Here is a 13790-nt window from a genome sequence, read left to right as displayed (position 1 = left end):
TTCAGGCGGACTTTCTCTTTCTTGTGCCTGCAAGCGGATGCAGGGAATGTACTTCGAACGGTGCACCGGGCTCCGCCTCGGTAAAAAGCGCAATATTGTTAACCTCCACCGGCTCCTCCAGTACAGGCTCGATGAAATCCCGGACGAGCCGCTCGACCTTGTCTCTCTCATGCTCCGGCACCTGACCGGTCAGCGTCATATGGAAGCGGAAATCCTCGAACACATAGGGATAACCCCACCGCTTGAGATTGTCGCGTTGGGCCTGGCTCAATCGTTCCGGTCGGCGTCTTGCAATCTCCTGCTCGCTTGGCGGCGCGCGGAAGCGGTCGAACGCCACGACCAGATCATTGGCCAGCTGGTTGAGCTCCGGAACGGGCGCGTCGGGTACCAGCGCAAAGAACCCGTCGATACAGCCAATCTCCAATCGCGGAATCTCGAATGGTTCGATCGACGATGCAAAATGCATGAGATCCGATAATAGCTCGCGCTCTTCGAGCCCCTCCGCAAGATGAAACGGAGGTTTGAGCGTGGCATGAAAGCCGTAGCGCCGCGGCGCCTCCACCAGCCTCTCGAAAGCCTCATGCGCCAGGTCACGAATAAGCGGCGCGCGAACGGGTTGGCCCGAGAAGGCATTGCGTCCGAGCCAGTTCGCCGCGACCTTGAGCAGCGGATCGCTGGAGGGCGGCGTGAAATAGAGTGCGTAGCGCATTTGGTTCCTCTGAAAACTCCTCGCCATCTGCTGCCCAAGACCAGCCAACCAGCGTGATCACGAGCGGTGCGTCCTCGAATCACCCATCAGCCGGGAGCGCAAAGCATTCGAGACATTGTCGAAGATGAAGATTACGAGCAAGATTAGCAGCACCATATAGGCAACATTGTGCCAGTTCGTATTGGTCCGCATCGCTTCCCACAATTTCAGCCCGATTCCGCCTGCTCCAACCGCACCGATGATCGTCGCGGATCGCGTATTCGATTCCCAGAAATACAGCGCCTGGCTTGCGAACACAGGAATGACCTGGGGCACGACGCCATAGCGCTGGACGTTGACAGGAGACGCACCCACGGACCTTACGCCTTCGCGCTGCTTCTCGTCGATGTTCTCCAGGGTTTCGGAATAGACCTTGCCCAGCGTGCCCGTATCGGTGAAGAAAATGGCGGCGATACCTGCCAGCGGACCTGGCCCGAAAGCGCGCGTGAAGAACAATGCCCAGATCAGCATATCGACCGAACGCAGAAAATCGAAGAACCGCTTGGTCAGCTGGTTTGCCAGCCTGCTCGACGTGATGTTGCGCGCAGCAATGAACGCCAGCGGAAATGACAACAGCGTGGCCAGAAGCGTGCCGACAAAGGCCATCACGATGGTCTGCAGGAGCTTGGTCCACACATCGCCGTGCTGCCAGGAGGAATTGTACCAGACATTGTCGAAGGCGAGCGCAAGATTGGACATTTCCGGCTTTATACGCTCTCCGCTGACGATGAGCGACGCCACCTCGCCGAGGGACTTGTTCCAGAATGGCGACGCCGTATCGAATACGAAATTGGCCCAGCCGAAGAAGCGCCGGCTGATGACCACCCGCTCCGCCAGTATGTCCGCCTGACCGGCGAAACCGAAATTCACGCTGACTTCATCCTCCTCGGCGGTAGCCCAGGAAGGCAAATTCCCTTGCGGCACGACTTTGTCCGATTCGGTCAACACTTCCAGCGTCTCGCCATCATGGTTCACGACGACGCGTCCCCGCTGGATCGCCAGGCTCGAATCCGAACCGAAATCGACGATGGCCTGCCCGTCCCGCTGCGCAATCCAGGCTGGGTCGGGATTGTCACCAAGCTCCGAGAACCGCGGATAGGAGATGGTCGGCCGGGCAGAATTGGTGCGGATAGTCGCCCTCACCGCATAGGAGACCCAATCGCGCGCATAATATTCAGCCCGCTGCCACTGCCCCGATGCCAGCACCGAGCCGACCGAGAAGAACCACCAGCAATAGATGAAATAGACGATCACCCCGGCCAGGATAAGCAGCGGCGCGAAACGCTTCCACAGCGACGGCCGAAACACCTCCGGATAGCGGCTCTCATATTCCGCGATTGAAACAGAAGCGCTCATGCTGGTTTGCCTCCGAAGCCAAAGGCCTGCTCCCCCACGAATTTGCGGCGCAGCCAGGCCGAAAACTGATCGACGACGATGATTGTCACGAGAAGCAGGAGAACGATGGCCAATGTCTTTGCCTGGTGACCGCGGCCGATCGACAGACGCAATTCTTCGCCGATCCCGCCGCCACCCACGGCGCCGATGATCGTCGATGCACGCACGTTGATTTCCAGCCGCAGCAGGGCATAGGAGATGAAATTCGGCATGACCTGCGGAATGATGCCGAACCCGACCCGTTCGAACCAATTGGCGCCGGCGGCACGAAGCCCCTCATCAGGCCTCATATCGGCATTTTCGACCACCTCGAAGAACAGCTTGCCCAGCGCGCCGATCGTATGAATTCCGACAGCCAGCATGGCCGGAATCGGGCCTAGCGAAAGAATCGCCGCGAAGAAACCGGCAATCACGATCTCGGGAAACGCCCGCAATATTTCCATGTAGCGGCGCACGACGAAACGGACAAAACGGTTGCGAACGAGGTTCTTGGCCGCCAGGAAACACAGGAGGAAGCCGAGCACGAATCCAGCCAGCGTCGATACGATGGCGATGTTCAGCGTCTCGAGCATCTTGTAGAAATATTCGGGGAGATAGACCGGCCCGAACAGGTATACCCGCCCCTCAGGGTAGTCATATTTCAGGCTTCCATCGAAATAGGGCGACGGCAGGTCGAAAAGCGCCCGCCACACCTCCCAGCCGTCGCGCGGGATGAGATCGCCGGCAAAATCGAAGAAATGCGGCAATCTGTCGAGAAATTTGCCTGCATTGGACTCGTTGGCGAACCATAGCGACCCCGACACGGCGAGCAACAGGCCGAGACCGATGAGCCAGGAATAGGCGCGGCGGCGCCCCGAGAGTTCGCGCCAATGGCGCTCGATCTGCAAGCCCTCCGGGCTAAGGTCTGGTACGGTCCGGTCAGTCATGAAACACCTTGATGCACGACGTTACGGCCGGCGCCATGGAGAGCGCCGGCCGTCGATGAAGTGGCGATATCAGCCGCCGATCTGCGCCTTGCGAGCGTCGATGATGGGCTGATAGAACTCGGTGTTGACCTCGGTATAGGCCTTGAAATCCCCACCCATGGTGGCGGCAAAGCAGGCCGGATCGGTCTTCGGCAGATCAAGCATGAATTTCTTGAACTTCGACTTCATGTCGGCGTCGAGCGACGTACGCACGACGATCGGACCATTCGGGATCAGAGGCGACTTCCAGACTTCGACGAAGTCCTTCATGTCGATGATGCCCTTGTCGACCATCTTGCGCAGATTGCCGGATGTGTAGCCTTCGCTGAAGTCGCCGACGCCCGAACCGAAGGTGGTGCCGACATCGAACTTGCCGTCCTTGACGGCCAGGACGAGATTCTCGTGGCCACCGCCGAAGCCGGTTTCACCGAAATATTCCTTGACCGGCGCCTTGATATCCTTGGGCAGCGACGTGACCGGGATCAGGTAGCCGGACGTCGAATCCGGATCGGCAAATCCGAGTTTCTTGCCCTTGGCGTCGGCGAGCGTCTTGATCCCGCTATCCTTGCGGGCAACCATGATCGAGTAATAGCCGGTGGCGCCATCGGTCTGGATCGTGGTCAGGATGGGTTCCACCGCCTTCGGGTCTGTCAGGTAGATCTTGGCAAAGCCGGATGCACCGAGCTCGGCATAGTCGAGCGTGCCGCCGAGAAGCCCCTGGATCACGCCGTCATAGTCGGTCGCCGGGAAGAGCTTGACTTCCTTTACGCCGATCGCCTTGGGGAGCTGGTCGACGATGCACTGGTAATTGCGCAGCCGGTCGGCTTCGTTCTCGCCGCCGATGATGCCAACGCGGAAGGTTTCGAGGTTTTCCGCACGCGCAATCGAACCGGCGAACATTGCGCCGAGCGCGATGGCGCTGAGCAGTGCCTTCTTGAACAACATGATCTTCTCTCCTGTCAAACGGTGTTTTTGATGTGACTTTTGCTATTTGAAGCGAGCGGGCGACGCCTATCGCGCCGCCAGAATCGCCTCTAGTTCCGGAATTGGTTTCGGCGCGTCCACGCGGATTTTCGTCGATGTGATCGACTCCGAATAAGCGTCCTTGACGCCATCGACACCATAGATGCGGCGGGCGGCCGCCTCCGTCAGATCGTCCGGCGATCCATCGAACACAACACGTCCAGCTTGCATACCAATGATCCGCTCGCAGAAATTGCGCGCCGTATCAAGCGTGTGCAGGTTGGTGATAACTGTCAGCCCTTCTTGCTCATTGATATCGCGCAGCGATTGCATCACGACTTGAGCATTGCGCGGATCGAGGGAAGCAATCGGCTCATCGGCCAGAACCACTTTCGGCTCCTGCATCAGCGCCCGGGCAATCGCCACGCGCTGCTGCTGACCACCGGACAATGTTCCTGCCCGCTGCAAGGCGGTCTTGGCTATATCGAGCCGTTCGAGGGCGGCGATCGCCATCGCCCGCTCCTGGCGCGAGAACATGCCGAGGAAGCTTGTTACCGTGGAACGATGGTTGAGCCTTCCGAGCAGGACGTTCGTGAGGACATCCAGGCGCGGCACGAGGTTGAACTGCTGAAAGATCATCGCGCAGTCGCGCTGCCAGCGGCGGAGCCGCGCGCCGCGCAGCTTTGCCACGTCGACGCCGTCGAACACGATGGAACCCTCGGACGGATCGACCAGCCGGTTGACCATGCGCAGCAAGGTCGATTTTCCAGCGCCCGATCGACCGATGACGCCCACCATCTGGCCCTGCGGTATCTCTAGGTTCACGTCGTCGATAGCCACGAATTTTCCGAAGCGGCAGGTGACGTTCTGAAGTCTCAGCATGGCTCTACCTCTATTGTACTCGGGAGTCCTAGAGGTGTTTCATGAAGACGCGATGTCACTTTTGTTTCAATGAGATGACGATTGCGATACAGTTTTCTTACACGCCGTGCCGGTCCAGAAACGCGTCGATCGGCAAGGAACGGAAATCATCGAGGCATGCCCTGAGTTTGCCATGGCTCCAATCCCACCAACGGAGTGCTTCAAGTCGCGCCGCAGTCTTGTCATCGAAGCGATCCCGGATCTTGCGTGCCGGCACGCCGCCGACAATCGTGTAGGGATCGACGTCGCGGCTCACCACGGCCCCTGCACCGATGACCGCGCCATTGCCCACCCGCACGCCCGGAAGGATCGTCGCGCCATGCCCGATCCAGACATCGTGGCCGATGGTGACCTGATTGGCGCGGCGCCAGTCGAAAAAGCCTTCGTCCACTTGCGCATCGTCCCAATAATCCGATGAGCGATAGGTGAAATGATGCAAGGTGGCGCGCCATGTCGGATGATTTGGAGCGTTGATGCGCACATTTGACGCGATATTGGCAAATTTGCCAATCGTAGCGCACCATGCCGCCCCATCCTGCATGATGTAGGAATAGTCGCCAAGACTGGTGTCGATCATCCGGCAGCGTTCGGCAATTTCCGTATAGCGGCCAAGTTCGCAATCGCTGACCGACGCCGTCTCGTGGATGGTCGGTGTTTCCGACAGGCGTGTCATGCTGCAACTCCGCCGCGGCTGGAAAAGGCGGTGACGTCGATAATCCGGTCGGCCACCGCTTCCCGCACGTCCTCGTCGTGGAAGATGCCGAGCATTGCCACGCCGTCCTGCTTTTTCTTCCGGATCATGGAAATGACCACGCTGCGGTTTGCAGCGTCCAGCGAAGCTGTCGGTTCGTCGAGGAGAAGAATGGGATGATCGGTGATGAACCCTCGCGCGATATTCACGCGCTGCTGTTCTCCGCCTGAGAAGGTCGCAGGCGCCAGGGTCCACAGCCGTTCTGGCAGGTTGAGCTGACCGAGAAGTTCGGCCGCCCTGTCCCGTGCCACCGCCCGGTCGATGCCGCGCCCCACCAGCGGTTCGGCGACGACGTCGATCGCGGCGACGCGCGGCACGGTCCGCAGAAACTGGCTGACATAGCCGATGAGATCACGCCGGATGCTGAGCATCGTCCGCGGATCGGCCTGGGCAAGATCGATGAGACGCCCGCCAAAAGGCGCGATGATCTGCCCCTTGTCCACGGCGTAGTTGCCGTAGATCATCTTCAGGATCGAGCTTTTTCCGGCGCCGGAGGGCCCGCCCAGCACGGCGCATTCCCCTGCCCGGATCGAAAAGGAGACGTTTTCCACGACCGGCAGCAGAAGCCCGCCCTGCAGGTGCATGGTGAAGCTCTTGGCGACATCGGAAACGACAAGTGGTGTTGATGACATTGGGCTGTCCTAGACTTGCAGGATGGAGGAGACGAGAAGCTGCGTATAAGGCGCCTGGGGATCGTCCAGCACCCGGTCGGTGAGTCCGGTCTCCACCACGACGCCGTCCTTCATCACCATCATCCGGTGCGACAGCAGCCGTGCGACGGCAAGATCATGCGTCACGATGATTGCCGCCAGACCGAGGTCGCCCACGAGCCCGCGAAGCAGGTCGAGCAGCCGCGCCTGTACCGATACATCGAGCCCCCCGGTCGGCTCGTCCATGAATACCAGCCGCGGCCCGGTGACGAGGTTGCGGGCGATCTGCAATCTCTGCCGCATGCCGCCGGAGAAAGCTCTCGGTTCGTCGTCGATGCGGTCGGAAGCAATCTCGACCCGTCCGAGCCAGTCCGTCGCCGTAGCGCGAATATTGCCGTAATGCCTGTTGCCGGTGGCCATGAGCCTTTCGCCGACATTCGCGCCGGCCGAAACGGTCATTCTCAGCCCATCGGCCGGATTCTGGTGCACGAACCCCCAATCGGTTCGCATAAGGAAACGGCGTTCCGCCTCGCTCAAGCGATAGAGATCACGAAATTCACCGTCCCGCATGCGGTAGGACACCGAACCGGCCGATGGCGCGAGCCGGGTGGCGAGGCAGTTCAGCAAGGTCGTCTTGCCTGAACCGGACTCACCCACGACGGCCAGCACCTCGCCGGGATAAAGCTCGAAGGAAATGTTCTGGCAGCCGATGCGGCTCCCGTAGAATTTGGAAAGCCCATTGACTTTCAGAAGTGGCATATCGCTCATTCCGCTGCCTCCGCTTGCGGGGAAAGATGCCCGCGATGTCCCTGTGCCTGGCGATCCTCACAGAAATCCGTGTCCGAACAGACGAACATGCTTCCGCCCTTGTCATCGAGGACCACCTCGTCCAGATAGGCGCCCTGCGCCCCGCACAGTGCGCAGGGCTGCGCGAAGGACTGCACGGTGAAGGGATGGTCTTCGAAATCCAGGCTCACCACTTCCGTGTAAGGGGGAATGGCGTAGATCCGCTTTTCCCGCCCGGCGCCGAAAAGCTGCAGAGCCGGGGAATTGTGCATCTTGGGATTATCGAATTTCGGCGTTGGCGATGGATCCATGACATAGCGGCCCTCCACCTTCACGGGATAGGCATAGGTCGTGGCGATGTGCCCGTGACGGGCAATGTCCTCGTAGAGCTTGACGTGCATCAGGCCGTACTCCTCGAGCGCGTGCATCTTGCGCGTCTCGGTCTCCCGTGGCTCCAGGAAGCGCAGGGGCTCGGGGATCGGCACCTGGTAGACGAGTATCTGGCCCGCCTGCAGCGCGACTTCCGGAATCCGGTGCCGCGTCTGGATGATGGTCGCTTCGGCCGTCCTCGTCGTAACGGCGACGTTTGCGGTCTTCTGGAAAAAGGCCCGTATCGACACTGCATTGGTCGTATCATCCGCACCCTGATCGATGACCTTCAGGCGATCATCGGGACCAAGCACGGCAGCCGTCACCTGGACCCCGCCCGTGCCCCAACCATAGGGCATGGGCATTTCCCGGGAAGCGAACGGAACCTGATAGCCGGGGATGGCGATGGCCTTGAGGATCGCGCGCCGGATCATCCGTTTGGTCTGCTCGTCCAGATAGGCGAAATTATAGGTGGCAAATTCGGTCACTCTGCAGCCTCGCTCGCTTGATTGGCGGTCGTCCGTTCCAGCCCCTGCTCGGCGCGCATCATGCGCACCAGATCAAGCTCCGCCTGGAAATCGACGTAGTGCGGGAGCTTCAAATGCTCGACGAAGCCGGTGGACTGGACATTGTCGCTGTGGGAAATCACAAACTCCTCATCCTGAGCCGCGGCGGTAATGTCTTCGCCGAGTTCTCGAGCGCGCAGGGCCCGGTCGCATAGCGCCATGGACATCGCCTTGCGCTCGCTCTGCCCGAATACGAGCCCATAGCCGCGCGTGAACTGCGGCGGTTGCTTGCTGGACCCCTTGAACTGGTTGACCATCTGGCACTCCGTCACCTGGATACGCCCGAGTGTCAGCGGGAAATCGAGCTCGGCCACTTCCAGTTCGACATCGACCTCGCCGATTCTGATTTCGCCTGCAAATGGATGGCTGCGGGCATAACCGCGCTGGGTGGAATAGGCGAGACCGAGCAGAAAGCCTTCGTCACCGCGCGCCAGCGCCTGCAGACGAAGATCCCGCTCCAGCGGAAATGCCAGCGGTTCGCGCGTCAGATCACCGATTTCCTGCTCTTCCGGCATGGAACTGTCGGGCTCGATCATTCCATCGTGCCCAAGAATATCGGTAACGCGCGGCGTCGATTGGCGGGCCGGCTCATCGCGCCTCTCGCCGGCGGGAACGGGCTCGTCCGCCGCAAGTTCAGGATCCAGCAAACGATGCGTGTAGTCGAATGTCGCTCCCAGCAACTGCCCGCCCGGCAAATCCTTGAAAGTCGCCGAAATGCGCCGTTCGATTAGCATTTTCGCGGTTTCGAGCGGATTGGAGTAGCCAAAACGCGGCAGTGTCGTGCGGTAGGCGCGCAGCAGGAAGATCGCCTCGATCATGTCGCCGCGGGCCTGCTTGATCGCTAGCGCTGCCAGCTCCGTATCGAAGAGCGAGCCTTCGGCCATGACCCGATCGACCCCGAGCGCCAGTTGCTGGGCGATCTGGTCGAGACGGATCGCGGGCACGGACCGATCGCCTCGGCGACGGTCGGCAAGCAGCCGGTGCGCGTTATTGATGGCCTTTTCGCCACCCTTTACAGCCACATACATGGATCAGGACTCCCTTCTCGTGACCCGCGTGGTGCGGGGGAGCGCAGCAAGCCTGTCCTTGCCGGCAAAGATCAGATCGATGCCACGCGGAAAAGCAGCACGATTAGCCGCCCACTGCTCGATGAACAGCCGCGGCAGATGGCTCGGCGCAAATAGGGTCGATTCCTCGATGCCCGGGCCCCTGAGGTCAAACTGCTCCGCGCCGTCAAATCCTTCGACCTGAAGTATCAGCGTTGTCGATTGATCGGGATATTCGGCGGTCCCCTTGGCGAATGCCTCGAAGGACGGCATGGCGTCGATATCCGTTACCAGAGCGAAATCGGCCTGCCCCGCCTCGGACGACAGCATCATGCCGGTCTGGAACCGCAACCATCCGACAGCGGCATCCGACTTGCTGATCGGCTTGTCGCACCAGACGATCGTATCCTGGTCGAACAATGTCGCAGCTATGCTCGCTGCCAAGGGCGAAAGCGGCGCAGGAGGCGTTGCACGCGGATCGACCGGCACGATACGACCCGGATTGGCCATGGCGTCCATGACCGCGCGAAAGACAAGCTGCGCGTCGAAGACAGCGTCCGGAAATCCGCCTTCGAACATTTGTGTCTGCGGCTTCATTCAATCGTCCCCTCTTACCATCGTGAAAAAATCGACCTTGGTGGCAGCAGCCTCAGAGGTTCGCCGTGACTGATCCTCGTCCAGCCGGCGGGCGATCGGCCGGAGAACCGAGGCTTCCACCGCGTCGCGCGCCTCCGGCGTTTGCCAGAGTGCGTCGAAAACCGCCGCAAGACGCACTTTCTCGCGATCCCGCCCCAATGCGTAGGCGTGGCCCACCATGCCAGTGCCAAGCCTGACCGTTGCGCGCGTCACGGTCGCCTCGCCCAGATTGAATGGCGCACCACCACCCCCGATACGGCCGCGCAACATCACAAGTCCGGTTTCCGGACGACGAAGCTCCTCGATACTGGGCTTTGCAGGCCAGGCGTCCCATCGCTCCTCGAGCTCAATCCGTGTTGCCTGAGCAAGCAAAGCCATGGCGGATTTTCGCGCCAGGTCGGGCGCGGCCTTCGCTTTTTGAACGTCGGGGTTTTCCATTTGACACCTCCGGTAAATTTGTCTACTTATCTATACAACTAGACAATATACTTCCTTATATCCGTGGTCAATGACAGGAGCATGACAGTCGTGCCGGCAAACAACCTCATAACGCGCAATAGCGGGGTCGCGATCTGGCGACAGATCGCGGACCAGATCCGCGGCGATATCAGCGAAGGCAAGCTGGAGACAGGCGCGCAACTGCCACCGGAAATGGAATTGTCGCGGCGTTTCTCCGTCAACAGGCACACGATCCGCGCGGCGATCGCTGCATTGACCAATGAAGGCGTGCTGAGAGCCGAACAGGGGCGCGGCACCTTCGTCGCCAACAACCGCAAGCTGCTCTACCGAATCGGTTCGCGGACGCGCTTTTCGCAGACGCTGGCAGCGCAGGTCCGGGAAACCAGGGGCACCCTGCTCGGGCAGCGGCTTGAAACACCAAGCGCCGAGATAGCAAAAGCGCTGAATATGAGCGATGGAGAGGTCATCCGGATCGACACCACGCATTCGGCCGATGGCAATCCCATCTCCTGCGCCACGGCATGGTTCGATGCGAAGCGGTTTCCCAATATTGCCGATGATTATCGCGCATCTGGATCGATCACCGCGGCGCTGAGAGCCGCAGGCGTCGATGATTATCTTCGTCAGTCAACCATCATCGCCGCGCGGCATGCCGATGCCGAGGACCTGCGCCATCTGCGCCTTTCACCGGGCGCGATCGTCCTCGTTTCCACAGCCATCAACGTCGATATGAATGGGCAACCGATAGAATATGGTCAGACACGCTTTGCGGCCGATCGTATGGAGATCGCCATCGATCATCCGGCGCAGTGAAGCGCCTCACCACATCGTTTTCGCCGCGCGCTCCGGCCATTCGCGGTCATAATTCTCGCCGCCGACCCGATTTTCGCTTAGGGCCGCCAGAATTTGGCCAGGTGTCGGAAACTCCCTTGGCGAGCGATGTCGTTCCGGATTCCAGAGTTCCGAGCGTATGAGCGCCCGCGCGCACTGGAAATACGCCTCTTCGACATCAATCACGGTGACGGAGCGCGGCGCCTTGCCATCGACATTGAAGCTTTCGAGCAGTGCCGGTTCAGTCTCGATATAGGCCTTGCCATTGACGCGGAATGTGGTGGTCAGGCCGGGAATGAGAAATAGCAGCCCGACGCGCGGGTCGCGGACAATATTCCGCAGGGAATCGATTCGATTGTTGCCGCGCCGGTCCGGCATCATCAGCGTATTCGCATCATGAACACGCACAAAGCCCGCCAGGTCGCCGCGCGGCGAACAATCGAGGCCTTCCGGTCCACTGGTAGCAAGGGCGACAAAGGGCGAGGCCTCAATGAGCAGGCGATATTCCGGTGTGATGTGGGCGGCGACCTTGGCTGTCGATGCCTCGGTGACGCCGGCATCATAGATCGCTTCCAATTGCTCGATCGTGGTAATCCGTGACATTCGTTTCTCCCTTGCTTGCCTTCGCCGACTAACACGCCTTCACGAACCGATTGTGACACGCGGCCCGTTTTAGCCCATGACAGCGGCAACCAGCTAGTATATCAGTTCGCCCCAGTACGGAAGAAAGAGGTTCACATGGGCGGTTTTGCTGCAATCGGCGAATGTATGATCGAGCTTTCCGGAGCAAATGGCGACCAATGGCGCATGGGCTTTGCCGGAGACACGCTCAACACCACCTGGTATGTACGCGCCCTCGCCCCGGCAGATTTCCCGGTCGATTATGTCACCGCCTTCGGCGACGATCCCTTCTCGGACAAACAACGCGCATTCCTGGCGGAGAACGGCATCAAAACAGCCCACAGCCCCACCATTACCGGCGCGCGCCCCGGGCTCTACGCGATCACGCTCACGGAAGCGGAACGGTCCTTCACCTATTGGCGCAGCGATTCGGCAGCGCGTCAGCTCGCGGATGACATGGATGCGCTCCAGCGCAGCCTTGAGGGGCGGAGGATCATCTATTTCTCCGGTATAACAATGGGCATATTGAGTCCAAGGGCGCGCCAGAACCTTCTAAGCGCCGTGAGCGGCGCCCGCCGACTTGGCGCAACGGTCATATTCGATGCCAATTATCGGCCGCGCCTGTGGGAAAATGCCGAAACGGCGAAGCAGGCACTGAGCAATGCCTTCCACGTCTCGGACATCGCGCTTCCGACCTTTCCGGATGAAAATGCTCTTTTCGGCGACGCGACGCCCGAGGAGACAGCAGCCAGGATCGCCAGCTACGGCGTCAAGGAAATCATCGTCAAGGACGGCACCGCTCCGGCGCTGGTCGTCGAGAACGGCCAGCAGACGAGCGTGCCTGCGATTGCCGCACGGGCGGTTGACACCACCGGCGCTGGCGACAGTTTCAACGGCGCCTACATTTCGGCCCGCGTCGCAGGAATGGATCCGGTGTCTTCAGCTGCGGCAGCGCATCGTGTAGCCGCGCGGGTAGTCGAATATCATGGCGCGCTTGCGCCCATGAAGGAGGCGCGGAAGGCGTTCGGCGTCATTCCGGTGGATCAGACTAATTCTGCCTGAAACTATATTTCGTCATTTGACGGTAAGCCTGGTCCGGGCGCAGTACGGCTTGTGGAAAATACGGATAATGCGTGGCGTCCGGCCAGCTTTGGGCTTCGAAACAGAGGCCGGCATAGTTTTCATATGGCTGGCCGGTCAGGCCGATCGGCGGGCGCCCGCCAAGCGTGTTGGCTGCGTAGAACTGCACGCCCGGCTCGGTCGTCAGCACAGACATCTCAATGCCTGAGCGGGGTCCCCGGACCGAAGCGACCTGCCGCAGGGGCTGCCTCTGGCTGGAGAGGCAGAAATTATTGTCGTAGACGATCTGGCGGCCGTCCTGCTCCATCCGGACAGGCCGAGCCACGCGGAAATCATGGCTGGTTCCGGCAACCGGCACAACACGCCCATCCGGAAGAAGGTCGGCGTCGACCGGCAGAAAGGCGTCGGCCGCGATCATGACCTCATGGTCGAGCGCGTCGGTCGCTCCGCCATCTTCCAGATTGAAATAGCTGTGATGGGCGAGATTGCAGATCGTCGGCTTGTCCGTGACGGAATCGAGTCGCACGACCAACGTACCTTTGGCTTCCAGCATATAGGTGCAGGTAATGGTGAGATTCCCCGGAAACCCGCACTCCCCATCGGCAAGGGTGATGGTGAGCGTGACATAATCCGGCCCGACTGCCACCACCTGCCAGACGCGCTTGCCTGCACCGGTGCTGCCGCCATGAATATTGTGCAACCCTTTGAAGTTCTTCTCGAGTTCAAAGGTTGCGCCGTCGAGCACAAGTTCGCCATTGCGTATCCGATTGATCGAGCGCCCGATCGTCGCACCGAGATAGGGCGAATATGCCGGGTAGTCCTCGAAATTCCGATAGCCCAGCACCAGGGGATGTTCATGCCCCTTCAGACGCAGGTCCTGGATGACTGCGCCCCAGGTGAGGACCTTGGCGGTCAGTCCACCACCGGAAATAGTGATGCGGTGGACAGGCTCGCCAGACGGCGCATGGCCGAATATTTCGGTTTCCATCATGCCGATCTCTTG

The 13790-nt window shown here is 60.3% G+C and carries 16 protein-coding genes; 2 read left to right on the top strand and 14 right to left on the bottom strand.

Going from position 1 to position 13790, the window contains the following annotated elements:
- Position 1 precedes the first annotated feature (1 nt).
- The 12 genes from M8997_RS03035 to phnG all read right to left on the bottom strand — a co-directional run bounded on the left by M8997_RS03035 (position 2) and on the right by phnG (position 10234).
- Positions 2 to 709: a DUF1045 domain-containing protein gene (locus M8997_RS03035; RefSeq protein ID WP_250013521.1), complete on the bottom strand. Its 708-nt coding sequence runs from the start codon at positions 707 to 709 to the stop codon at positions 2 to 4.
- Positions 710 to 766: 57 nt separating this feature from the next.
- Positions 767 to 2104 carry a phosphonate ABC transporter, permease protein PhnE gene (gene phnE / locus M8997_RS03030; RefSeq protein ID WP_250013519.1) on the bottom strand — a complete coding sequence of 446 codons (1338 nt, stop codon included), beginning with the start codon at positions 2102 to 2104 and terminating at the stop codon, positions 767 to 769.
- On the bottom strand, positions 2101 to 3069 hold the full coding sequence (gene phnE, locus M8997_RS03025; RefSeq protein ID WP_250013517.1) for a phosphonate ABC transporter, permease protein PhnE: 969 nt from the start codon (positions 3067 to 3069) through the stop codon (positions 2101 to 2103). Before phnE (M8997_RS03025) ends, phnE (M8997_RS03030) begins: the two co-directional genes overlap by 4 nt.
- A 69-nt stretch (positions 3070 to 3138) precedes the next feature.
- The gene (phnD, locus tag M8997_RS03020) at positions 3139 to 4050 is read right to left on the bottom strand and encodes a phosphonate ABC transporter substrate-binding protein (RefSeq protein WP_250014380.1); all 912 of its coding nucleotides are present in this window, start codon (positions 4048 to 4050) and stop codon (positions 3139 to 3141) included.
- 69 nt (positions 4051 to 4119) lie between these two features.
- Positions 4120 to 4953, bottom strand: coding sequence for a phosphonate ABC transporter ATP-binding protein (gene phnC, locus M8997_RS03015; RefSeq protein WP_250013515.1), 834 nt, complete (start codon positions 4951 to 4953; stop codon positions 4120 to 4122).
- Between the two features lie 97 nt (positions 4954 to 5050).
- The gene (locus M8997_RS03010) at positions 5051 to 5665 is read right to left on the bottom strand and encodes a DapH/DapD/GlmU-related protein (RefSeq protein WP_250013513.1); all 615 of its coding nucleotides are present in this window, start codon (positions 5663 to 5665) and stop codon (positions 5051 to 5053) included.
- Complete coding sequence (phnL, locus tag M8997_RS03005; RefSeq protein WP_250013511.1) at positions 5662 to 6375, bottom strand: phosphonate C-P lyase system protein PhnL; 714 nt, start codon at positions 6373 to 6375, stop codon at positions 5662 to 5664. The genes M8997_RS03010 and phnL overlap by 4 nt, the downstream gene beginning before the upstream one ends.
- A 9-nt stretch (positions 6376 to 6384) precedes the next feature.
- On the bottom strand, positions 6385 to 7161 hold the full coding sequence (gene phnK, locus M8997_RS03000; protein WP_250013509.1) for a phosphonate C-P lyase system protein PhnK: 777 nt from the start codon (positions 7159 to 7161) through the stop codon (positions 6385 to 6387).
- Positions 7158 to 8036, bottom strand: a complete 879-nt coding sequence (locus tag M8997_RS02995) for an alpha-D-ribose 1-methylphosphonate 5-phosphate C-P-lyase PhnJ (RefSeq protein WP_267226551.1) — start codon at positions 8034 to 8036, stop codon at positions 7158 to 7160. The genes phnK and M8997_RS02995 overlap by 4 nt, the downstream gene beginning before the upstream one ends.
- A complete protein-coding gene (locus tag M8997_RS02990; protein ID WP_250013507.1) occupies positions 8033 to 9142 on the bottom strand; it encodes a carbon-phosphorus lyase complex subunit PhnI in 1110 nt (369 codons plus the stop codon). The genes M8997_RS02995 and M8997_RS02990 overlap by 4 nt, the downstream gene beginning before the upstream one ends.
- A 3-nt stretch (positions 9143 to 9145) precedes the next feature.
- Positions 9146 to 9757 (bottom strand): phosphonate C-P lyase system protein PhnH, encoded by a 612-nt coding sequence (gene phnH / locus M8997_RS02985; RefSeq protein WP_250013503.1) that lies wholly within the window; start codon positions 9755 to 9757, stop codon positions 9146 to 9148.
- Positions 9758 to 10234 (bottom strand): phosphonate C-P lyase system protein PhnG, encoded by a 477-nt coding sequence (phnG, locus tag M8997_RS02980; protein WP_250013501.1) that lies wholly within the window; start codon positions 10232 to 10234, stop codon positions 9758 to 9760.
- Positions 10235 to 10315: 81 nt separating this feature from the next.
- On the opposite strand from phnG, the gene phnF reads away from it, so the two are divergent.
- Positions 10316 to 11068, top strand: coding sequence for a phosphonate metabolism transcriptional regulator PhnF (gene phnF / locus M8997_RS02975; protein ID WP_250013499.1), 753 nt, complete (start codon positions 10316 to 10318; stop codon positions 11066 to 11068).
- A gap of 6 nt (positions 11069 to 11074) precedes the next feature.
- Here phnF and M8997_RS02970 read toward each other — a convergent pair whose 3' ends face one another.
- The gene (locus tag M8997_RS02970; RefSeq protein WP_250013497.1) at positions 11075 to 11689 is read right to left on the bottom strand and encodes a pyridoxamine 5'-phosphate oxidase family protein; all 615 of its coding nucleotides are present in this window, start codon (positions 11687 to 11689) and stop codon (positions 11075 to 11077) included.
- Between the two features lie 135 nt (positions 11690 to 11824).
- On the opposite strand from M8997_RS02970, the gene M8997_RS02965 reads away from it, so the two are divergent.
- Positions 11825 to 12769, top strand: a complete 945-nt coding sequence (locus tag M8997_RS02965; RefSeq protein WP_250013495.1) for a sugar kinase — start codon at positions 11825 to 11827, stop codon at positions 12767 to 12769.
- Here the strand turns inward: M8997_RS02965 and M8997_RS02960 are convergent.
- Positions 12756 to 13775, bottom strand: coding sequence for an aldose epimerase family protein (locus tag M8997_RS02960; RefSeq protein ID WP_250014377.1), 1020 nt, complete (start codon positions 13773 to 13775; stop codon positions 12756 to 12758). The two genes, M8997_RS02965 and M8997_RS02960, sit on opposite strands and share 14 nt — an antisense overlap.
- Positions 13776 to 13790: the final 15 nt, after the last annotated feature.

It is taken from the genome of Phyllobacterium sp. 21LDTY02-6, from assembly GCF_023554255.2.
Lineage (GTDB): Bacteria > Pseudomonadota > Alphaproteobacteria > Rhizobiales > Rhizobiaceae > Phyllobacterium.
This window is presented reverse-complemented; position numbering and strand designations above follow the sequence as displayed.